General features: G+C 38.0%; 19 protein-coding genes. 15 read left to right on the plus strand and 4 right to left on the minus strand.

Annotated features, from left to right (window positions below; translation table 11 throughout):
- Positions 1 to 253 precede the first annotated feature (253 nt).
- The 4 genes from V6256_RS11945 to V6256_RS11960 all read right to left on the minus strand — a co-directional run bounded on the left by V6256_RS11945 (position 254) and on the right by V6256_RS11960 (position 5,099).
- Positions 254 to 892 carry a uracil-DNA glycosylase family protein gene (locus tag V6256_RS11945; RefSeq protein ID WP_341598448.1) on the minus strand — a complete coding sequence of 213 codons (639 nt, stop codon included), beginning with the start codon at positions 890 to 892 and terminating at the stop codon, positions 254 to 256.
- Positions 893 to 1,070: 178 nt separating this feature from the next.
- The gene (locus V6256_RS11950; protein ID WP_341598449.1) at positions 1,071 to 2,894 is read right to left on the minus strand and encodes an ATP-binding protein; all 1,824 of its coding nucleotides are present in this window, start codon (positions 2,892 to 2,894) and stop codon (positions 1,071 to 1,073) included.
- The gene (locus V6256_RS11955) at positions 2,891 to 4,081 is read right to left on the minus strand and encodes an SIR2 family NAD-dependent protein deacylase (RefSeq protein ID WP_341598450.1); all 1,191 of its coding nucleotides are present in this window, start codon (positions 4,079 to 4,081) and stop codon (positions 2,891 to 2,893) included. Before V6256_RS11955 ends, V6256_RS11950 begins: the two co-directional genes overlap by 4 nt.
- A 169-nt stretch (positions 4,082 to 4,250) precedes the next feature.
- A complete protein-coding gene (locus V6256_RS11960) occupies positions 4,251 to 5,099 on the minus strand; it encodes a hypothetical protein (protein WP_341598451.1) in 849 nt (282 codons plus the stop codon).
- A 796-nt stretch (positions 5,100 to 5,895) separates the two neighbouring features.
- Here V6256_RS11960 and V6256_RS11965 point away from each other — a divergent pair.
- The 15 genes from V6256_RS11965 (at position 5,896) to yfaE (ending at position 23,072) form a co-directional block, all read left to right on the plus strand.
- Positions 5,896 to 6,183, plus strand: coding sequence for a hypothetical protein (locus V6256_RS11965; protein ID WP_341598452.1), 288 nt, complete (start codon positions 5,896 to 5,898; stop codon positions 6,181 to 6,183).
- A 134-nt stretch (positions 6,184 to 6,317) separates the two neighbouring features.
- On the plus strand, positions 6,318 to 6,818 hold the full coding sequence (locus tag V6256_RS11970; RefSeq protein WP_341598453.1) for a TIGR00645 family protein: 501 nt from the start codon (positions 6,318 to 6,320) through the stop codon (positions 6,816 to 6,818).
- A gap of 271 nt (positions 6,819 to 7,089) precedes the next feature.
- Positions 7,090 to 7,773, plus strand: coding sequence for a monofunctional biosynthetic peptidoglycan transglycosylase (mtgA, locus tag V6256_RS11975; RefSeq protein WP_341598454.1), 684 nt, complete (start codon positions 7,090 to 7,092; stop codon positions 7,771 to 7,773).
- A gap of 336 nt (positions 7,774 to 8,109) precedes the next feature.
- Entirely contained in the window at positions 8,110 to 9,378 is a 1,269-nt protein-coding gene (locus tag V6256_RS11980) for a dicarboxylate/amino acid:cation symporter (protein WP_341598455.1), read from the plus strand.
- Between the two features lie 638 nt (positions 9,379 to 10,016).
- On the plus strand, positions 10,017 to 10,352 hold the full coding sequence (locus V6256_RS11985) for a thioredoxin family protein (protein ID WP_341598456.1): 336 nt from the start codon (positions 10,017 to 10,019) through the stop codon (positions 10,350 to 10,352).
- Between the two features lie 638 nt (positions 10,353 to 10,990).
- Positions 10,991 to 13,261, plus strand: a complete 2,271-nt coding sequence (gene nrdA / locus V6256_RS11990) for a class 1a ribonucleoside-diphosphate reductase subunit alpha (RefSeq protein WP_341598457.1) — start codon at positions 10,991 to 10,993, stop codon at positions 13,259 to 13,261.
- A 225-nt stretch (positions 13,262 to 13,486) separates the two neighbouring features.
- Positions 13,487 to 15,640 carry an FAD-dependent oxidoreductase gene (locus V6256_RS11995; RefSeq protein WP_341598458.1) on the plus strand — a complete coding sequence of 718 codons (2,154 nt, stop codon included), beginning with the start codon at positions 13,487 to 13,489 and terminating at the stop codon, positions 15,638 to 15,640.
- Positions 15,641 to 15,648: 8 nt separating this feature from the next.
- Positions 15,649 to 16,488: a DUF547 domain-containing protein gene (locus V6256_RS12000; RefSeq protein ID WP_424141063.1), complete on the plus strand. Its 840-nt coding sequence runs from the start codon at positions 15,649 to 15,651 to the stop codon at positions 16,486 to 16,488.
- Entirely contained in the window at positions 16,475 to 17,746 is a 1,272-nt protein-coding gene (locus V6256_RS12005) for an ABC transporter substrate-binding protein (RefSeq protein WP_341598459.1), read from the plus strand. The genes V6256_RS12000 and V6256_RS12005 overlap by 14 nt, the downstream gene beginning before the upstream one ends.
- Entirely contained in the window at positions 17,746 to 19,452 is a 1,707-nt protein-coding gene (locus V6256_RS12010) for an ABC transporter permease (protein WP_341598460.1), read from the plus strand. The genes V6256_RS12005 and V6256_RS12010 overlap by 1 nt, the downstream gene beginning before the upstream one ends.
- Before the next feature lie 8 nt (positions 19,453 to 19,460).
- Positions 19,461 to 20,111, plus strand: a complete 651-nt coding sequence (locus V6256_RS12015) for an ATP-binding cassette domain-containing protein (protein ID WP_341598461.1) — start codon at positions 19,461 to 19,463, stop codon at positions 20,109 to 20,111.
- Positions 20,112 to 20,132: 21 nt separating this feature from the next.
- Complete coding sequence (locus V6256_RS12020) at positions 20,133 to 20,765, plus strand: CDP-alcohol phosphatidyltransferase family protein (protein ID WP_341598462.1); 633 nt, start codon at positions 20,133 to 20,135, stop codon at positions 20,763 to 20,765.
- 2 nt (positions 20,766 to 20,767) lie between these two features.
- Positions 20,768 to 21,577 carry a sterol desaturase family protein gene (locus tag V6256_RS12025; RefSeq protein ID WP_341598463.1) on the plus strand — a complete coding sequence of 270 codons (810 nt, stop codon included), beginning with the start codon at positions 20,768 to 20,770 and terminating at the stop codon, positions 21,575 to 21,577.
- Between the two features lie 88 nt (positions 21,578 to 21,665).
- Positions 21,666 to 22,811, plus strand: coding sequence for a class Ia ribonucleoside-diphosphate reductase subunit beta (nrdB, locus tag V6256_RS12030; protein WP_341598464.1), 1,146 nt, complete (start codon positions 21,666 to 21,668; stop codon positions 22,809 to 22,811).
- A 9-nt stretch (positions 22,812 to 22,820) separates the two neighbouring features.
- Complete coding sequence (gene yfaE / locus V6256_RS12035; protein ID WP_341598466.1) at positions 22,821 to 23,072, plus strand: class I ribonucleotide reductase maintenance protein YfaE; 252 nt, start codon at positions 22,821 to 22,823, stop codon at positions 23,070 to 23,072.
- Positions 23,073 to 23,292 lie beyond the last annotated feature (220 nt).

The following is a 23,292-nucleotide window of genomic DNA, read 5'->3' on the forward strand; positions in this document are numbered from 1 at the left end:
GCTGCCCCATTAGTTAAAGACTATAAAATCAATTGATTACAACTTAAAGTCGATGGGTGTCCAGTCTTTATGCAAGTGGGACAAATAAAAGTACTAAAAATAGCTGCCCCATTAGTTAAAGACTATAAAATCAATTGATTACAACTTAAAGTCGATGAGTGTCCAGTCTTTATGCCAGCGGACAAAAATTGTTGGTTAAGATGTGAAGCGAAGCGGAACCTGACCAACTGTTTTGTTCCGTTTGAAATGCTTGTTAGTTGTTCATTAGAAATTTTTTAATATCACTAACAACATTATCGACTTTATAACCAGGTGCACTCGGATGTTTTGATTTAATAATTACAATATCACCAATTTTTGTAATATCATCAGTTACTTTGGTTGAATATATATTATTTACTAAAAATGAATGAACTATGCTTCCGCAACAAATAATAATGTCGGGATTTAATTTGTCTATTTGCCATTTAATAAATTCTTCTGAAAACAAAGCGTGCTTAAGTATTTCTTTATCATTAGATTTCTTCTTACCTGTGGACTTTTTAATTTCAATTGTTGATGAACTTGAATAAAAAGGAGATAGTTTTTTGGAAGATAGACCTGCACTAGGTTTTCCAGTCATTATACCATAAGCCAATTTAGCTATGTTTTGATTTGTTTTATTGGAATAGAAGTTGGACTTATTGTATTCCAAAGAATCCATACATTGGCAAATATCTCCTTTTACGCCGTAAGTTTCTTTAAGCATAAATAATATTCTTTTGTCTGCTTTACTCCATGCATCACTATCGTTAGGGCCATCAATGGCAAAGCCCTTCGAAAGGGGGAAAGTACGCATGTACTCTTCCTTATGCTTATTTGTTTCAAGTAGGTATGAATCTTTTTCAAACATAAATTACCCCTTTTTGCAGGTTAAAATATCGTAAAGTAGCGTAAACCCATTAATTGAAGGCTATAAAATCAATCAATTACAACTTAAAGTAGATGGGTGTCCAGTCTTTATTTTTAACGCCGCAAAGCGAGTCCGGCAACATTGCCTTGTTAAAGCTTTGCTCGCCAACATTACTGAATTACTCCCCCGCAGTTCCACACCATCTATTTACAATTGTCATTAAGTCAGCTTCTTGGATAGCGTCATTCGACCACCCACTTGCAAATTTAATATCGTTAGAATTGGGTAACTGTTCAGGCGATAGCTCTCGAATTCGAATTCTACTTGGAAGTGCTGCGGCCTCCCCGACAAATATAGCTTCTCGTCTTGTAAGGGCTGATAACATTTTGGTTAAACCATTTAAACTGTCAGGCAAAAATTTTGATACATGCTCCTGATCACTAGAGTTCGATAATCTAAGAACAATCCAAGAGTTGCATTGAGAAAGCACGGTACTTTCGACATCAGATGGTCTTTGCGAAATGAGCCCTAACCCTAACCCGTATTTCCGCCCTTCTTTTGCAATACGTCGAATAGCATCTTGAGCTTCTTTATACTGAGCCTCACCATGATTCGGCACATAACGATGGGCTTCTTCACAGACGAATAGTATAGGATCTTTCTCTCGCTCATCCCTTGTTTGCCAGAGTTTATATTGAAACAGAAGGCGAGATATTAATGCTGTCAACGGTCCGGCTACTTCGTTTGGGAGACCTGATATATCGATAATACGAATATCTTTCCCACCCGCTTCACCTACAAATTGTGACAATATTTCCTGTAGCTTAGGCGAAGCCTCCTCAGTATATTCTTTCAATAAAAAACTAAGCTGAGGGTTAGAACGAAGGACTTTGAGTTTTTTAAGTATATTATCAACCTTATCTCGGCCTGCAGATGCAGCTAAATTATCTTGTTTTCCCGCCTTACGGCCTTGAATCTTGTCTATGTGCTTTACAAACTGTGTCAACTTAAACGGAACTGGCTTGTCTCTATCAAAATTCAAAACCTGCTCTTCAGTTTTACCGGCGTTGAGTTCTGCTTCAGCACCTCCATTTGGGTCTACTCCGACATCCTGAATATATCCGGCTTCAAGTAATCTAGCGTACGTAATTGCCTCGTAAACAATATTGTTTTGAGATGTAGCTTCGTGTTCAGTCTTACCAATAATCAATGATCTCAACTCATCACTAGACATCAACCAATAAGGCAGTTTTAAAAGCTCTGCTTCATCATCGGCTACAGAAGCATCATTGTATGCTCGGTATACTTTAGCCCTATCACCAAAAGCACTAGCATATTCGCCATGAGGGTCAATCATGACAATTCTTGGCTTTAGCGTTGTGTCTTCAGGACTATGATCTAAAACAGAATGCAAAATTGAAGCTACTGTTCCCGACTTCCCTGAACCAGTAGATCCTAATATTGCAAAGTGATGGCCGAAAAGTTTATCAATATTTGCCCTACATACTGCATTGTTACCGCCTATATAATTACCAATAGGAACCATAGGGCTAACAGCTTCATCCTGAGCATTCGATTCTGCTGCTTTATAAACAGCTTCTAATTCATCATTCAGACAGATATAAGCGCTCTGCAGGGGCAAAGGATAAGTTTCAACACCGCGAGAAAATTCAAGGCGAGAGTTTTTATTAGACCATACTCCTTGACCAAACAAGTCTGCTTCTAAAATACGGGCATCATCCGCGGCATTGATTGGCCGACTACTATCATCAGCTATCAACTCAGATCTCATCTTAAGCGACCGTACAAAAGCAAATAGTAGCTTTCTACCAAAATGCACTTTAATAATGCTGCCCATTTGTCCCACAGGGTAAACCTGTCCATCAACGGCACGAATTAACTCATTAACATTATCGTCTATTTCTATACGTAAATTATTGCCAGACACCTCAATAATTTTACCTATTTTTAGCTCTTTCCTTGCTTGAAATATATTACTCATGCTGCATCCCCTGTTTTGATGAACTGAGTTAGTCCATCAAAACGCCACCATATATACGTACTAGCATCAGATTCAGCTAAAGGAGTTATTGAATTATGGTAAATTCCCGATTCACCAGCGACATACACTCTAGAACCAATTTTAGGACAAGAAAGCCACGCATCTAAGGTTTTGTTAATAACAATCCCCTCTTTCGGGGCTTCCTGAATGAAAGCAATAACTGTCGTTTGGTTAGACTCACTTCTTAACGCGCATTCTATTTCGGAATTAATATGATCATCCCCAAAACTGTAACCACAAGTGATTAATGTATTTTGCTGACCATTCATTAGGGTTTTTCTTAATCCCAAAAATAAGCTAGCAAATGGATCTTTCTGCGTTTCTACGTATTTTGTTGCCTGAGGATAAATCATGATATTCGCAGGGTTTGACAGATATTTAGTTCCATACCGCGCACGTACAAGCCCTAAATCATCATCTCTGTGCCAATCTATCGAACCATGTAATTTATATAGATGATAGGTGCTTGAATCTATAGCGGTATTTGAAAATTCTTTCTCAGCATTCCAAAAACCAACAGCTCCTCCTGAGAACCCATCGCACACAACTTTTTTGTGTAGAGCCAAAGCATCTTCGAGTAGTGTGTCATAATTAGTAGTAAAAAATGTTGTTTTTGAGCGTCGTTCAAGATTTGACTGGTTGATCAATAATGCTTCTATAAATTCAAGATGAGGTCCTATTTCAACAATAGGGTTTGCAGAAGTGCCAATATTTTCTTCTATTCCGTGCTCAGCACTAGCACCAACATATCCATACCTGACAATACCCCCAATAGCCTTAATGATTTCTAGATATAGCTGTTTTAACTCATCAGATGTATAACTACTAGCACCAAGGTATGCGGTTTTTTCTTTTGATCGTTCCGCAATGGCGAGAAGATCACCTAAATGGCTCAAGTAATGTTCAACATGGCAGTCGTCGGTTAAATCCTCTTTTAAAGAAACCAAAATATCATTTTCTTTAGCACCTGAATCTTCTTGGATGATTTCCTCAACGCGATTGGTCAATGGATACATCAAAGGTATTTTTGAACCGTAGCTTATTCCAGCCCCAAAAAGCCAATTCTGTCTGCTTTGCGAGCTTAAAAGCTGCTTTAAGTTTTCCAATCTATTGTCAAATTCTTCCATAAGTTTCTCTTCATTATTTTCGCTATCGAATACTCAATTAGGTGCAGATGTGAATAGCTTTAATGCCCACTTAAGCGGACAAAAATTGTTGGCTATAATGTGGAGAAAAGCGGAACGTAGCCAACTGTTTTTGTTCCGTTTAAAGTGCTTGTTAGGCATTTTTAGGCGATCAAATATATAAACCATCTTCCGATTTCAAAGAGAGTTTGTCTAATACATGAAATTGGTTTTGTGAACATTTAATAGGTGTAAAGCTATATTCAGCATTATTACCATCAAAATCAGAAGCGTACCCGGTATATACCCAAATTTCCATAAATGGAGTTTTATCAAGATCATCACTGATCTCTTCAACGGAGTTTTGAAGCTCTGGTAAATCGAATGCTCCTGTTCTGTTATCAATTAATAAGACTGTTTTTTCTTTACCTGCATGTTTCTTTTTCAATTTTTTATTTATGACTTCATTTAATATTTCACTCAAACTTTTAAGCGGTGCTGGTACATTACTTACTATAATGTTTTTACCTTTCCGATATAGTGGGTTTTTAACAGCTTGCTTTTTTCCTATTCCGCTACTTTTAAGTTTTTTTAAGTACGAATATATTTCAGAATTAGGAAATAATAACCCTAACTTTTGAAGTTCGAAATAAGGGATAAATTGTTGTTGTCGCCATTTAGATAATCGCTCTTCACTTTTATCGTTTGTAAAGTGCTTCATGTTGTCAGCAATTGCGGTTATTTCAATATTGAATTCACGGCCAGTGCTCAGAGAAATATTAAAATCCCACGGCTCATCTCGAGAGTTTATTTTTATGCCAACTTCATCAGATTCAAAATGCTTAACCATGAAACTCAAATAATGCTGAAATATTAAAAGTTCTCTCATACTTGGATCTATTATATCTAGATATACCCTTTCTATAATTGATCCATCCTGCTCAATTCTCTGAACACGTTTATAATTATTTAGTCCATCTAATGGAGACACAGGGTAGAGTTGTGCTTTAGTTACAATCAATGATACACCTTATGCCTAACAGTATATTATCCATAATTCACGATAGTCACAGATTATGAAATAAAAAATAACAAAACAATAATAATTAAATCATTGCCTGTCAAAGATTTATGGCCAAATATGTAGTTTTACTTTAAACATAAAATTTGTAGAAATTAAGCATTTCATCATACTTAGCTCTCTTACGCTGAGCATGACGCAGTGCTTAAAAAATTAAAGCTTATAAATCAATAAACTATAAAAACCAGTGTAGGAAGCGGACAATTAAGTACTCGTAAAATAGTAAAATAGCGGGCATTGATTAGTTGAGACTATAAAATCAATACCAACAAGCTAATAAAGAACAATGCTCATTGCGGCTACAACCCGCCGCCGTCAAGCTTTCCCAAATCAAGCATTGCTTTTAGCAAATCCAAACAGGATGTTTGGCTTTGGCTCGTTCTGGCCATGGATGGCCAGCAAGAGCCGATGCGTTACAAAAGCAATGGTTGATTTGGATTAGAAAGCGACTCGATGTCAGTTTCTTTGCCTACTTTATTTTCTGATAAAAGAAAGTAGGTCGCCGACAAGGCGAAATTAGCGCAGGAGAATTAAAGTGTCTACAACGAGCGCAGACGAGCCTTCACCAAACCAAAAGTTGAATAATATTTTTATTTAATCACTTGATTTCAAAGCTTATTACACTAAAGTGATGCCAACTTTATAAAAATAAACTATTCTGTTTTTCCACTGTAAATACAGAATAAATCGGCTTAATAGCACTGTTATATATTTAACAGGTATCGGAATTATTATCATGACTGTAAAAGTAAAAAGTATTACTGCAATAGGTACAAGAGGATCTGTTAAAGGCAAATTATTTGTAGCTAAAACTGATTCACAAGGTCGTTATGTACTAAACAAAAAAGCATCATCTCCTGTTAAAGGCAACAAGACAAACAGAGCTATAAATAAAGTTTACGTTTCTAGTTTATGTGAAGCTGCTGATTTACTAGCAACGGAGAATTATCTTATTAACCTCATATCCCCAGAAGGCTCTCGAGCATTAAGAGAGTTTAAAAAAGTTAAGATAGAACGTGTATAAATAAAAATATAATACCAAGCTATATGCCCATTAACGCAGCGCACACTTTCTTAGGATAAATCACCCTTTTATGATTGCATCTTTTCAATAGCAGTATATATTCTCGTACTTTATTCATTACTAAGTTGGGCCTTATGGAACGTTTTATTGAAAACCTTATTTACTCCTCCCGTTGGTTATTAGCACCTATTTATTTAGGGCTGTCCTTAGGGTTGCTTGCACTATCAGTTAAGTTTTTCCAAGAATTAATTCATTTATTACCAAATATCCTTACGGTAACGGAAAATGATCTTGTTTTACTTTTATTATCACTGATTGATATGACGTTAGTTGGTGGCTTACTGGTGATGGTGATGTTCGCCGGCTATGAAAACTTTGTTTCTAAATTAGATATTGATGAAAATAAAGAAAAACTTGCTTGGTTAGGGACTATCGATTCGGGGTCACTTAAGAATAAAGTCGCTGCCGCGATTGTCGCAATATCATCAATTCATCTGTTAAGAGTCTTTATGGATGCTGAAAACGTCGCGAATGATAAGCTAATGTGGTACGTCATTATCCATTTAACCTTTGTACTCTCTGCTTTTGTGATGGGTTACTTAGACAACGTTTCACAAAAAGCAAAAAAACATTAAGCGCATTTTCTCTTGCCTATAAAACCTTGATGCTCAGCTTCAAGGTTTTTTATGCCCTTTGCCCGCTTAACACCTCTTTATATTAAGCAAAGCGATTTTTAGCTAAGCCTATTTAATCCACGTCCATTTAAGCACTTAATATCATTCACTTTATCAATTGATTCAACGCCTTCTAATGATCAAGATAAAAAATCAAAAATGTGGCATGATATGACGTTGTCTCCTTTTACTAATAAAAAGGAACCTTATTAATATTAATTAGAGATAATCAATGGCAAAGCGTAAATTTAGTTTTTTAAGCATAATATGGTCGATAGTGTGGCGTGTATTGCTTTTCTTAGCACTGTTCTTACTGTTGTTTCGGTTTGTTCCTTTGCCGACCTCATCATTTATGTTGCAAAGCCCCTACCCTGTGACACAAAAATGGCTGAGTATTGATCAACTCCCTGCGCATATGCCATTGGCTATTGTCGCTTCTGAAGATCAACGTTTTCCAATTCACCACGGTGTCGATTTCACTGAAATAATGCGTTCAATTGAACAATATGATGATGGTGGCGGTCTGCGTGGTGCGAGTACTATCACCCAACAAACCGCTAAAAATATCTTTCTTTGGTCTGGCCGTAGCTTTGTTCGTAAAGGCTTAGAAGCAGGATTAGCACTGAGTTTAGAAGCGATTTGGACTAAAAAGCGTATTCTAGAAGTGTATTTGAATATTGCTGAGTTTGGCAAAGGGGTTTATGGCGTGGAAGCTGCCAGTCAATACTACTTTGGTAAATCGGCTAGTCAAATTAGCCAGCGTGAGGCTGCTCAACTGGCGGTGTTGTTACCTAGTCCACGTACGCGCGACCCTCGACGCTTAAGCGCAGAGCTTAATCAAAAAGTGCTTTGGATTAAACGACAAATGCGTCAGCTTGGCGCAAGCTATTTAACACCTGTACTTGAGAACAACTAAGCTAACAAGCAACAAACAAAGACTCTATTACGCTAGATATAACCTGCTTTCGTACTTATATGCAAGCAGGTTGCGTAGCGTAAATATAAAATGACTATCGCTATTTTGGTAGCTACTTCTCGTTATCAGATTTTATCAACAGCCCTTGTGAAACATTACCTATCTTGCAATGAATTGAATTGCTATTATTTTCACAAATAAAATAAAAACCAATCTACATCAATTAACATTTAACCTATATCAATTAGCATGCCAAGTGATTATGATGTGCCACTTCTTAAACTTTACATTATTAAAAATTCTTTTTTTATTACTTTAACGACATATGGATATATTATGAATAACAAAACAAAAACTGGTGGAGTGTGGTCTCGCTTAGAGCTATGGAAGAAAATCCTGATCGGAATGATTCTTGGCGTGATAGTCGGTACTTTCATGGGTCCAAGTGCAGAAGTACTGAAGCCATTAGGTACTTTATTCATCAACGCAATTAAAATGCTTATTGTGCCATTAGTATTCTTCTCACTTATTGTCGGTATCACGTCAATGCAAGATACTAAAAAAATGGGCAGAATTGGTCTTAAAGCGATCGTGCTTTATTTAGGGACAACAGCATTCGCTATTACTATTGGTCTAGGCCTTGCGACTATTTTCACACCAGGCGCAGGCTTAGGTATGGTGGCGACTGTTTCTGATGCTGCTATTCCAAATGCACCAACTTTTGTGCAAACCTTATTAAATATGATCCCTAAAAATCCAGTCGGTGCATTAGCTGCGGGTAACATTTTACAAATCATCGTATTTGCAATTGGTCTTGGCGTATCGTTGGCATTAATTGGTGAAAAAGCAACCCCTGCAATTAAACTATTTGAAAGCCTTGCAGAGGCGATGTACAAGCTAACAGAATTAGTCATGAAGTTAGCACCTTATGGTGTATTCGGTCTAATGGCGTGGGTTTCTGGTAAATACGGTGCAGATGTACTATTACCTTTGGTTAAAGTGATTTCAGTTGTTTATTTGGGTGCTGTACTGCATGTGGTTGTTTTCTACAGTGGTGTGATTGCCCTACTAGGTCGCTTAAACCCTGTACGTTACTTAAAAAGCTTGATGAACCCTGCTGCAGTTGCTTTCACTACAACAAGTAGCTCTGGTACGCTTCCAGCGACGATCAAAGCATCTCGTGAAGAATTAGGTGTATCAAAAGGTGTTTCAAGTTTTGTATTACCACTGGGTGCGACTATCAACATGGATGGTACTGCTTTATACCAAGGTGTTTGTGCTTTATTTATCGCGCAAGCGTTTGGCATCGACCTTAGCTCTTCAGATTACATTACTATTATATTAACAGCGACATTAGCGTCTGTTGGTACTGCTGGTGTACCTGGTGCAGGCCTTATCATGCTTTCATTGGTATTAACGACTGTAGGTTTACCATTAGAAGGACTTGCAATTGTTGCCGGTATTGACCGTATTCTTGATATGGCTCGTACAACCGTTAATATTTGTGGTGACATGATGGTTTCATTACTTGTTGCTAAAAGCGAAGGTGAATTTGATAAAGAAATTTACGATCGTAATGAATCATCTGTTAAAGAAAGTGCATAAGCTTTAACTGTATTGATCAAAAAGTGCTGTTGCTCTGCTGCTAGGTTATCGAATTATTCAAGATAACTTGAGCAGGACACAGCACTTTATAATGAAACCTTTAGCAGTCAGTCATATCATTTAGTCTATTATCATCCAAGCCATTACTATCAAAGCACTTATCACCTAGTTAATTATCATCCAGTCCGTTATTATCAAAGTACTTATCGCCTAGTTAATTATCATCCAGTGCATTATTATCAAAGTACTTATCGCCTAGTTAATTATCATCCAGTGCATTATACCAATCACACTAATTAACTGATCTATTTTACTTGCTAAAATAACTTATTTCTTCGTTGTAATTTTCGCAAATAGAACAACTATTTAACTCAAATTACGCCTTAAACTAAGTCATTTTTTCTGCGCAAAATTTAGATCACTTATTTAATATAATTGGTATTATTATCAAAGTACTTATCGCCTAATTAATTATCATCCAGTCCGTTATTATCAAAGCACTTATTATCAAAGTACTTATCGCCTAGTTAATTATCATCCAGTGCATTACTATCAAAGTACTTATCACCTAGTTAATTATTATCCAGTGCATTATTATCAAAGCACCTATTATCAAAGTACTTATCATCGGAGGTAACATGAACATAAGCGAATTAGACTTAAAGCCTGACTACCAAGAAGAAACCATCACCTTTGAGCAACTAGCCGATTTACAGGGTGAGATCATAATAGAATTTGGCACATCTTGGTGTGGTCATTGCCAAGCGGCACATGATCCGATCAAAGCAGCACTCAATCTACATCCTGAACTGCCCCACTTAAAAATAACAGATGGTAGAGGAAAACCTTTAGGGCGAGCATTTAAAGTCAAACTGTGGCCAACATTGATCTATTTACGTGATGGTAAAGAAGTCGCTCGTTTAGTTAGGCCATTACAGACAGAGCAAGTTAGCCAATTTATTGACAATGCCTAAGATTAGCAGCGCTTAATCATAATCCTATCTAAGGCATTCTTATTGCGGTTGGTTTAGCTGATTTAACTGCATTTACTAGCCGTAAATAAGCGCATTTTTATCGCTTTTTCAGCAATCTATACTACTTACTTTTAGCTATCTTATTTACGGTTATTTAACGCTTATTAAGCGACAATAATTAGGAGGAATTGGCTTACATAATCAAGATAGTTTTAACCTATAAAACACTATCGATTTTCACTAAAAAAACGATAGATAAATCGATAAAAAATTTGAATGTGAAGATGCACAACCTAGCCCTTTACACAATTAATTTTTTAAAAATATTTATTTCTATACTGAAAAAAAATCTAAAATAATGATTGCAATTTATATAAAACAGAGCTGACTTGAAACGTTTTGTTAGTGAGTACTAACCATAATAAAGCATCTTAATTTGTCCACACTTTTATCCACTAATTTAACAAAACTTATCCCTTGAAATTATTTCAAAAAGCTTTATCTTGTGTCTCCTTATTTAAAGCAACACTATATCTTGTGTTTTATTTGAGCAACTAACACTAGAGCAAAGTAATGCATTATTTACCTTGATAATGCATTACTTTGCTATTACCAAAATGAAGGAAGGCCGTCACAACATGAATAAGAACCTATCTGTTACAAAGCGAAATGGTACCAAAGAAAATATTGACCTAGAAAAAATCCATCGTGTAATAACATGGGCTGCAGAAGGTCTTCATAACGTTTCAGTTTCACAGGTAGAATTGAATTCACATATCCAATTTTATGATGGTATTCGTACTGATGACATCCATGAAACCATCATTAAAGCAGCGGCAGATTTAATCTCAGAAGAATCGCCAGATTACCAATATTTAGCTGCTCATTTGGCTGTATTCCATCTACGTAAACGTGCTTACCAACGCTTCACTCCACCGAGCGTATTTGAGCATGTAAGTAAAATGGTTTCTAAAGGTAAATATGATGCACATTTACTTCAAGATTACACCAAACAAGAATTTGAAGAGATGAATAAGTTCATCGATCATAAACGTGATTTAAAATTCTCTTACGCGGCCGTTAAACAGCTTGAAGGGAAATATCTTGTTCAAAACCGTGTAACCGGTGAAATTTATGAAAGTGCGCAGTTCTTGTACCTGCTTGTTGCGGCTTGTCTATTCTCTGATTACGATAAAGATGTACGATTAGATTATGTGAAGCGTTTCTATGATGCTACATCACTGTTTAAAATCTCATTACCAACACCGATCATGTCAGGTGTACGTACACCTACTCGTCAATTCAGCTCTTGTGTATTAATTGAGTCAGGCGATAGCTTGGATTCAATCAATGCAACGTCAAGCGCGATTGTAAAGTATGTATCTCAACGTGCTGGTATCGGTATTAATGCTGGTCGAATTCGTGCAATGGGTAGTACCATTCGTGGTGGTGAAGCTTACCACACAGGATGTATTCCTTTTTATAAGCACTTCCAAACAGCTGTAAAATCTTGTTCACAAGGTGGCGTACGTGGTGGTGCAGCAACTGTCTTCTACCCTATTTGGCACTTAGAAGTTGAATCATTATTGGTATTAAAAAATAACCGAGGCATCGACTCAAACCGAGTTCGACACCTTGATTACGGTGTACAGTTAGGCCACCTATTCTACCAACGTTTAATCGACAAAAAACAGATCACGTTATTCAGCCCTTCTGATACACCGGGGTTATACGATGCCTTCTTTGAAGATCAAGAAGAGTTTGAGCGTCTTTACTTACAATATGAAGCAGATGACTCAATTCGTAAAAGTAAAATCTCTGCAGTAGATCTATTTTCTCTATTAATGCAAGAGCGTGCGAGTACCGGTCGAATTTATATTCAAAATGTTGACCACTGTAATACGCACAGTCCGTTTGATAGTAAAGTGGCGCCTGTTCGTCAAAGTAATTTATGTTTAGAAATTGCATTGCCAACAAAACCATTAACACATATACACGATGATGAAGGTGAAATTGCACTTTGTACTCTGTCTGCTATCAACCTAGGTGCGATAGAATCTTTAGAAGAGATGGAAGAGCTAACTGAGTTAACCGTACGTGCATTAGATAACTTACTGGATTACCAGGATTATCCGCTTATTGCTGCCGAGAAAAGCAGTATGGCACGTCGTACACTAGGTATAGGCGTTATTAACTATGCTTATTACCTGGCTAAAAATGGTGTTAAATACTCTGACGGTAGCGCGAATAACTTGACGCACAAAACATTTGAAGCTTTCCAATATTACTTATTGAAAGCATCAAATAACTTGGCAAAAGAGCGTGGTGCATGTCCTAAGTTTAATGAAACTAATTATGCTAAAGGTATTTTACCACTAGACACTTATAAGAAATCGCTAGATAAAATTTGTGATGAAGAGTACCACTTAGATTGGGAAACATTACGTGCCGATATCGTTAAAGACGGTTTACGTAACTCTACCCTGTCAGCATTGATGCCATCAGAAACATCAAGCCAAATCTCGAATGCGACAAATGGTATTGAGCCACCACGTGGTTTTATCAGCATTAAAGCAAGTAAAGATGGTATTTTGAAACAGGTTGTTCCTGAGTATGAAAAATACAAACAGAATTACGAGCTACTATGGGATATCCCAAGTAACCAAGGGTACCTAGAAATTGTTGGCCTGATACAAAAGTTTGTTGACCAAGCGATTTCAGCGAATACAAACTACGATCCGAAGCGTTTCCAAGACGGTAAAGTACCAATGACGACGCTGCTTAAAGATCTGTTAACAGCTTACAAAATGGGCTTAAAAACGCTGTATTACCATAACACCCGTGATGGTGCAGATGACGAGAAAGTTATCGAAGACGACAGCTGTGCTGGCGGTGCGTGTAAAATCTAACATAACCTGTTAAGCCATAAACAAAAAAAAGGATGTGTTATAGACACATCCTTTTTTTTATGCCATTTTTAAACCTAGCTTTCCCCTTTTTCTTACCCTAAATAAAAAAATTAATTAAATATGAAATTAATTTAAGTACACCTGGGTCTTTTTATTTGAACTTTCTATAACGAAATTAAACATTAGATCGTCAGACTTGGCGTTATCAATACAAAGGTAAAAATTATGATAAAGAAGATTGTACTGTTGATATTAGCAATCCTATTAATAGGTTTGTTTTTTCACTTTAATTTACACCAGCTACTAACCTTAGATGGGTTAAAAGGCTCCATGGACCAATTCACAACATTACGTGAACAGTCGCCTGTATTGGTTATTGGTGGTTTCTTTGTCTTATATGTATTGGTAACAGCACTTGCTTTACCAGGTGCCGCTATTTTAACACTTGCAGCAGGCGCCCTATTTGGTCTATTTGAAGGCTTAGTGATTGCGTCATTTGCTTCTAGTATTGGTGCGTTATGTTCGTTCCTAGTATCACGCTACTTATTACGTGATTCACTAAAACAACGTTTTCCAGAGCGTTTGGCCGCTATTGATGAAGGGATCAAGAAAGAAGGTGCATTTTACTTATTCACTTTACGTTTAGTACCTATCTTCCCATTCTTCCTTATCAACCTATTAATGGGTGTCACTGCACTTAAATCTTGGACATTCTACTGGGTAAGCCAAATTGGTATGTTAGCCGGTACGTTTATCTTTGTTAATGCAGGTACACAACTAGCTAAAATCGATAGCCTATCAGGCATCTTGTCTTTTGGCTTAATCGTTTCATTTGTTCTACTCGGTATATTCCCACTTATTGCAAAAGGTATTGTTAATATGATTAAAAAACGTCAAGTCTACAAAAACTGGACTAAACCAGCTAAGTTTGACCGTAATATGGTTGTTATTGGCGCTGGCGCAGGTGGCCTAGTAACGAGTTACATCGCTGCAGCCGTTAAAGCTAAAGTAACCTTAGTTGAAGCCGGAGAAATGGGTGGTGACTGTCTAAACTATGGTTGTGTACCAAGTAAAGCGATCATCAAAAGTGCAAAAATTGCAGAGCAAATTAGAAATGCTCACCACTACGGCTTAGAAGATACAACGCCACAGTTCTCATTCAAAAAAGTAATGGAACGTGTACATCAAGTGGTTGCTGACGTTGCACCGCATGACAGTGTTGAACGTTACACAGATTTAGGCGTAGAAGTAGAAAAAGGTTACGCAAAAATTATTGACCCTTGGACAGTAGAAATTAGCTACGAAGATGGTACTAAGAAGAAATTAACCACGCGTACTATTGTTATCGCAACCGGTGCTCGTCCATTTGTTCCACCACTACCAGGTATTGAAGAAACAGGTTATGTAACCAGTGATACGTTATGGACTGAGTTCGCTAAATTAGATACTCCACCAGAGAAACTAGTAGTATTAGGTGGTGGTCCAATCGGTTCTGAATTAGCACAAAGCTTCGCTCGCTTAGGCTCGAACGTGACACAAATTGAGATGGCAGAGCGCATCATGATCAAAGAAGATCTTGAAGTGTCTGAATTCGCGACAGAATCACTAAAAGAAAGTGGTGTAAACATCTTAACGTCACATCAAGCATTACGCTGTGAAACAAAAGATGGTAAGAAATTTATCATTGTTAAACACAACGATGAAGAGATTGAAATTGAATACGACCAATTATTATGTGCTGTAGGTCGTAGCGCACGCTTAACAGGCTACGGCTTAGAAGAGCTAGGTATTGAAACGAACCGTACTATCGTGACTAACGAGTACTTAGAAACGCTGTACCCTAACATCTTTGCTGCGGGTGATATTGTTGGTCCTTACCAATTCACACACGTTGCTGCACACCAAGGTTGGTACGCTGCGGTAAATGGTCTGTTTGGTAACTTGAAGAAATTTAAAGTGGATTACCGCGTGATCCCATGGACAACCTTTATCGACCCAGAAGTAGCACGTGTTGGTATTAATGAAGACGAAGCAAAACAAAAAGGTATTGATTATGAAATCACCCGTTTTGATTTTGAAGAGTTAGACCGAGCAATCACAGACAGTGCAACCAAAGGCTTTATTAAAGTTATTACTCCAAAAGGTAAAGATAAAATCCTAGGCGTAACCATTGTTTCTGAACACGCTGGTGACTTAATTGCAGAGTTTGTATTAGCAATGAAACACGGCTTAGGGCTTAATAAAATCTTAGGTACTATTCACAGCTACCCAACATGGGCTGAAGGTAATAAGTACGCTGCAGGTGAATGGAAACGAAATCATGCACCACAAACCGTTCTAAATTGGTTAGAGAAATACCATACATGGAGACGTGGTTAATGAAAGCGATGATCCAACACACGACTAACAAGGTAAGCGCCCTGGTGCGCTTCACCTTAGGTGCAGCAATACTAAGTAGTTCAATGCTTAGTACTGCTTACGCAGAAACAGCTGGCAACTTACACAGCACTTGGACTAACTTACTGGCAGAGCATATTACGCCAATCAACCAAGGCCATAGTACCGCCGTTGATTACGCTGGTTTTAAACAACAAGAAGCTACATTACAAACGTACCTCGATAAATTAGCTGAAACAACACAAGCAGAGTTTGATGCTTGGTCAAAAGACAAGCAGTTAGCTTTCTTGATCAATGCTTATAATGCATGGACAGTTGAATTTATCTTAACTGAATACCCAGATTTAGATTCAATTAAAGATCTAGGAAGCGTATTTAACTCACCTTGGGATAAAGAGTTTATTCCGTTGTTAGGTAAAACGGTCAGTTTAAATGATATTGAGCATGGTTTGATCCGCGGTAGTGATCGTTATAACGATCCGCGTATCCACTTTGCGGTTAACTGTGCAAGTATCGGTTGTCCTGCATTACGTGAAGAAGCGTATACTGCGGATAAACTAGAGCAGCAATTAACACAACAAGCGGTTCGCTTTTTAACTGACTCAAGCCGTAACTATATCAAAGATAATAACCTCTATTTATCGTCTATTTTTAAATGGTATGGCGAAGACTTTGAAGCAGGGTTTAGAGGAACACAATCGATACAAGGCTTTTTAAACTTATATGTTGATGCGTTGCAATTAACTGAGCAACAGCAGTCGGTACTTAAGGCACAAAAGTTTAAAGTGAAATTCTTAGATTACGATTGGAATCTAAATGCGATTCGTTAATTACATTGGCCAGCACCGTTTTGCTGGCTTTTATAAATTACTTTGTTGTTTATTTTTGCTGTTTCCACAGTTTAGTTCTGCTGTGGAAACTTCTCATAGCACCGCGATGTGGGAAAATATTGAAATGCGAGGCACTCAACAGAGTGTCTACTTTCATGCTTGGGGGGGTGACCAGCAAATAAACAATTATATTCAATGGGTTGCGAAGCAAGTTAAGCAACAATATGACATTGATTTACACCATGTAAAACTCACTGATACCAGTGAAGCAGTCAGCCGAGTACTGGCTGAAAAGTCTGCTAGCAACCACCGAAATGGTCAAGTTGACCTGGTTTGGATCAACGGAGCCAATTTTGCTTCGATGGCTAAACATAAATTATTAGCATTGGATTGGGCTGATAAACTGCCTAACTTTGCGCTTACTAACCCAGAAAATAATCCGGCCATGACCCGTGATTTTGGTGTACCCACCGAAGGGATGGAAGCACCTTGGGGACAAGCTGCCCTCACCTTTTATTACGACAGTTTAAAAGTCGAACAGCCACCACAAACGCTAGCTGAATTACTGAGCTGGACAAAACAACATCCCGGTCGATTTACTTACCCTAAACCACCTGAGTTTTTAGGAATGAGCTTTTTAAAATATGCTCTAATTATTTTAAATGAGAATCAGCCAGACGATATCAAAAATAAACTTTATCAAGCGGCTACTGCAGAAAGTGAAGCACAGATTTTACCGGCATTATGGGCTTTTTTAGATGATTTACATCCTAACCTATGGCGTAAAGGGCATCATTTTGTTTCTAACGGTTTGGCCTTACGTCGCCTAAGTGGTGATGGAGAACTGCAGGTTTCTTTTACCTTCTCCGCTGCAGAAATTCCCTCTGCCATTGCCCGTTATGACCTCCCTGATAGTACACGCAGTTATCGTATGCTCGATGGCAGTTTAAGTAATATTCACTTTGTTGCAATTCCTTATAATTCTCCACACTTAGACAGCGCCAAACTAGTGGCTAACTTTTTACTCAGCCCTGAAGCGCAAGCTAAAAAGCAACAAACCTCAGTGTGGGGCGACAGTAGTGTATTAGATTTATCACAGCTTTCACCAACACAACACGCTTATTTTGATATGACTGAAAAACAACATTTAAGTGCCAATATCATTAATGTTGATAACACCCGCTTATTAAGCGAATTGCACCCTAGCTGGTCTGCCGTGATCACTAAGCAATGGCTTGCTCGTTATGGAGTACAATAATGATTGTTGCTAATACGCTTTTTACGCGCACCGTTCGCACTAGTCCAACAATAATGATGGGACTACTGGTTCTTCCTGTTCTAGGGGGATTATTAGGTGTTTTATTACCTGCTTTTGGTTGGTTTCCAGCATTAGGCTCTACTGACTTTGGTTTATTTGGTTTTGCTGAATTATTTGCAACGCCAGGTATAGAACGAATGTTGTTACTGAGTTACGGCACCAGTTTAATCAGTACTTTATTAGCCTTTTTTATTACCGTGTTAATACTGGCTAGTTACTTTAATAGCCCATGGTTGAAACGCATCCAACGCTTATTAGGCCCTATCTTAGTTATTCCACATGCGGCCGCAGCGATTGCCATTGGTTTTTTAATTGCGCCATCGGGCTTTTTATCGCGCCTTTTCTCACCATGGTTAACTGGCTGGGATACGCCACCAGATTGGTTATTTCCTCATGACCCTTATGGTTTAAGCATCATTTTAGGGTTAGCCTTAAAAGAACTGCCCTTTTTACTATTGATTGCATTAGGTGTGCTCGCACAGCCTGAGATAGGTAAAGTGCTCAAGCAACAGCATAAAGTCGCTTCGAGTTTAGGTTATTGCCCAATGACCGGCTTCTTTAAAGTTATCTTGCCTAGTTTGTATGGTTACATGCGTTTGCCTATTTTAGCGGTACTCGCCTACTCAAGTGCCAGTGTTGAAATCCCATTAATTCTTGGTCCAAATACGCCGCCAACGTTAGCTGTTGCCATTATGCAATGGTTTAACGATGTTGATTTAAGCTTACGTATTAAGGCTTCATCGGGCGCTGTGATCCAAATTCTTGTCACGCTTTCATTGCTATTAACATGGTGGGGTATTGAGCTACTGGTGAAAAAATGCAGTGCTTCATGGTTAACTAATGGTGAGCGTGAACACGGCGGTATGATCATTAAACGTTTTACCGATGTGATCACCTTTATTATGATCAGTACCATTGCTTTTGCCTTACTGGGCATGGTGCTTTGGTCTTTTGCTGGCTTTTGGTCTTACCCTAATATTTTTCCAGATCAATTTATGACAATGCATTGGCAATCGGCATTCACACAAATGCAAACACCACTGTTCAATACGCTAATCATTGCTTTTAGCAGTACGCTATTAGCGATCATTTTAACATTGTTAGCATTAGAGTCTGAGCAGCAAAGCAATAAAACTATATCAGCGGTTAGTGGTTTAATTATCTATCTCCCTTTGTTGATACCAAGCATTGCTTTCTTATTTGGCTTGGTATGGATGTTTGAGCAAGTGAATAGCCAACATACTTATTTAAACGTGATATTCACTCACCTTTTATTTGTATTGCCTTATGTATTTTTATCCTTAGCCAATAGTTACCGTCGCTTAGACCCACGCTTTAGTTCAGTGGCAGCGAGCTTAGGTGCGCCACCTTCTAAAATATTCTGGCAGTTGAAATTGCCTCTGCTGATTTCACCTATTTTAATCGCGAGTGCACTGGGTCTGGCCATTAGCTTTAGTCAATATTTACCAACGCTATTAGCGGGTGCTGGTCGTATTAATACGATCACCACGGAAGCGGTCACTTTAGCCAATGGTGCAAGCCGTCGAGCAAGCGCTGTTTATGCATTAATGCAAATGCTGCTACCGGCTTTATTCTTTATTCTAGCTTGGTTAACGCCGAAAATTTTATCACGTGCACGTGCATAGGAACTTAGATGAAATCAATCACAATACCGTCACTGGTTATCGATAAATTACAATTAAAACAGCAAGATAAAATATTACTGTCATTAAATGAGGAAATCATTGGGGGCCAGGTCTTAACCATTATGGGCCCTTCTGGCAGTGGTAAATCAACGCTCTTAAACTGGTTAGTTGGCATGTTACCTAATGAGTTCGAGGCAACAGGTAAGCTTTACTTAAATGGTGTCGATGTTTCTAGTACGCCTAGCCACCAGCGTCATATTGGTTTGTTATACCAAGATCCACTGTTATTCCCTCACCTTACAGTAGAAGGCAATATCGCTTTTGCGATGCCAAAGGGTAATAAACAAGATAGGCTTGATGAAATCAGTGATGCGCTTAAACGAGTCGGCTTAAAGGGGATGGAAAGACGTTGCCCACAAAGTTTATCGGGCGGTCAACAAGCGCGTGTCGCCCTACTGCGTGTATTATTAAGTAAACCAAAGGCCATTTTATTAGATGAACCTTTTAGTAAACTCGACAGTCAGCTACGTCAAGAAACACGTCAGCTTGTGTTTGAAGAAATTCAACGTCACAGTTTACCGGGTGTAATGGTGACACATGATGAAAGTGATGCGATTGCCGCACAAGGCAAAGTGATCACCTTAGATAAACTCATTTAATTGTAGTAAAACGGGAAGCAGATGTTAGATAGATTTATCACACCAGTTATCAAACCATTGTTAATGCCAGTGGTTAAAACATTAGACAAACGTGGCGTTACACCAGATCAAGTCACCTTAATTGGCTTTGTAATCGGTATACTTGCGGTGCCATTACTCGCTTATAAGTTATGGACTGCGGCGCTGGTGATGATTGTGATTAACCGTATTTTAGATGGTTTAGATGGTGCTTTAGCGCGCTATCAAAATAACAGTACCAGTGCTGGCGGCTTTTTAGATATCTGTGTCGACTTCTTATTTTACGCTGCAATTCCGGTCGGTTTTGCAATCGCAGAGCCAGCGTTTAATGCTTTACCTGCGGCAGTGTTATTAGCAGTATTTATTGGTACGGGCTCCACTTTTTTAGCCTTTGCCATTCCCGCTGAAAAGTTAAATTTAGACCGTCCACAATTTGCCAATAAAAGCTTTTACTTTATTAATGGGTTAACAGAAGGTACTGAAACTATCGCGTTTTTTGTGGCATTTTGTATTTGGCCACAATACTTCCCAGCGCTAGCGTACCTGTTTGCTTTATTAGGTGCGATGACGGTATTTACCCGAATTCATGGTGGCTATAAAACACTTAAATCACATCAAGCAGATACTGAGAAATAAACATGGTTGATGATGCTCAACTCAGACTGATTATTTTTATTACTATTTTAGCGGTGATGTTTACGGTAGAAAGACTCTTCCCTGCCCGTCAATTACCTACTAAACCCAATGCACCTTCTCAAAAAATGCGTTTAGCGGGTAATTTTGGCATTGTATTTATCTCAGGTTTATCGGCAAGACTAGCCTTTCCTTTAGGATTAATGGGCTTAGCTTTATTTTTTACTGAGCAAAAAATAGGATTATTCAATCTGGTTGTGCTGCCTGAATGGTTAGTTATTACCCTGAGTTTATTGCTCTTAGATATGCTCATTTATTGGCAACACAGACTCTTCCACAAAATACCTTTATTGTGGCAGCTGCATAAAGTGCATCACGCTGATACGCATGTAGATAGCAGCACCGGATTACGCTTTCATCCGCTAGAGATAATTGCCAGTTTAATGATAAAAGCGTTAGCGATTTTTATATTAGGCGTTCCTGCGTTTGCTGTTATTTTATTTGAAGTATTGCTCAATGGTTTTGCGTTATTTAATCACGCTAATATTCGTTTACCTGCAAAAGTAGAAGCGGTCACACGATTAGTTTTAATGACTCAAATTCTACATCGCATTCATCACAGCCAGCTATTCAAAGAGAGTAATTCCAACTATGGTTTTAGTGTAATTTGGTGGGACCGTTTATTCGGTAGTTACTCAGCAAGCGCAACCAAGCCTGACCTAGAAATTGATATTGGGATTACTGAATTTCCGGATGCTAAAGACAATGCGCATCTGTGGGGATTATTGAACATGCCTTTTAAGCGGAAGAAATAGTCTAACGGATATTTTTCTCTTTAAAGTGATAGAAAATGCAAGCTCATCCGTATAGTATACCCAACAATAATTTACCACGGAGAGTCACATGGCTTACACAACTTTCTCTACCCTTTCCAACGATGCAATGAAAGAACCTATGTTCTTTGGTAACCCGGTTAACGTGGCGCGTTATGACCAACAAAAATTTGAAGTATTTGAAAAACTCATAGAAAAACAACTTTCTTTCTTTTGGCGTCCTGAAGAAATTGATGTAACTCGTGACCGTATTGATTTCTTAAATCTACCAGATCATGAGCAACACATTTTCATTTCGAATCTAAAATACCAAACATTATTAGACTCAATCCAAGGCCGTAGCCCTAATATGGCGCTATTACCTATTGTTTCATTACCTGAATTAGAAACCTGGATTGAAACTTGGTCGTTTTCAGAAACAATTCATAGCCGTAGCTATACGCATATTTTACGTAATCTATTCACTGACCCAAATGAAGTCTTTGAAGATATCGTGAACAATGAAGAGATTCAAAAACGTGCCACTGATATTTCATTTTATTACGACGGTCTAATCCATGCAGTGCAATTTATGCAATTACATGGATTAGCACAAAATGAAGTGCCTTACGTGAATCTTGAAGGTAAAACAGAAAAACTAACGTTACGTGATATCAAAAAGAAACTGTATCTATGTGTTTGTTCAATCAACGCACTAGAAGCAATTCGTTTTTACGTATCATTTGCTTGTTCATTTGCTTTTGCTGAGCGTGATTTATTAGAAGGTAACGCTAAAATCATCAAGCTAATCGCCCGTGATGAAGCATTACACCTAAACTCAACACAGCAAATGTTAAATCTGTGGGCAGACGGTAAAGATGATCCAGAAATGGCTGAAATCGCGATTGAATGTTTTGCTGAAGGACGTGAGATTTTCTTAAAAGCGGCTGAACAAGAAAAAGAATGGGCACAATACCTGTTTAAAGACGGTTCAATGATCGGCTTAAACGAGAACATTCTTTGTCAGTATGTTGAATATATTGCTAACCAACGTATGCAAGCAATTGGTTACGAAGCACCGTTTGAAGTTAAAACAAACCCTATCCCATGGATCAACCATTGGTTAGTTAGTGATAACGTACAAGTTGCACCACAAGAAGCTGAAATCAGTTCTTATTTAGTGGGTCAAATCAATAGTATTGTTGACAGTGAAGAACTCAGTACCTTTGAACTGTAATAAGTGCCAATGAAACCTACACTGACTTATAACAACAAACAATATCCTTTGGATACTCAAAAGACACTGCTTGAAAATTTAGAGTCGCAGGCCGTGCCTGTTGAGTTCCAATGTAGAGATGGATATTGTGGTGCGTGTTGTTCAGTTATAGAATCTGGAGAAGTCAACTATCAGACAACTCCGATGGCCTATTTAAGAGATAAAGAAGTGTTACTTTGCTGCAGTAAAAGTACACAAAGTATTACTATCAAGAGTAAATAACCTCTCCTTTGCCTCAATAATGAACCTATCTCTTTGCACCTAAGAGATAGGTTATCTTGCTCCTAGAACATCACATTAATCACCACACTTTACATTTAGCCACATTCAGCTTTAGTTCAAGTACTCAAATATAATCGTTTTTTCTTACTCCCCTCTTCTTTAGCTATTAATACCAATCTGTAAAATTAACTGGTCAGTTTCATCCAATCCCTAAAGCACA

Origin of the sequence: Psychromonas aquatilis (assembly GCF_038155185.1) — a bacterium.
Taxonomy (GTDB): Bacteria; Pseudomonadota; Gammaproteobacteria; order Enterobacterales; family Psychromonadaceae; genus Psychromonas; species Psychromonas aquatilis.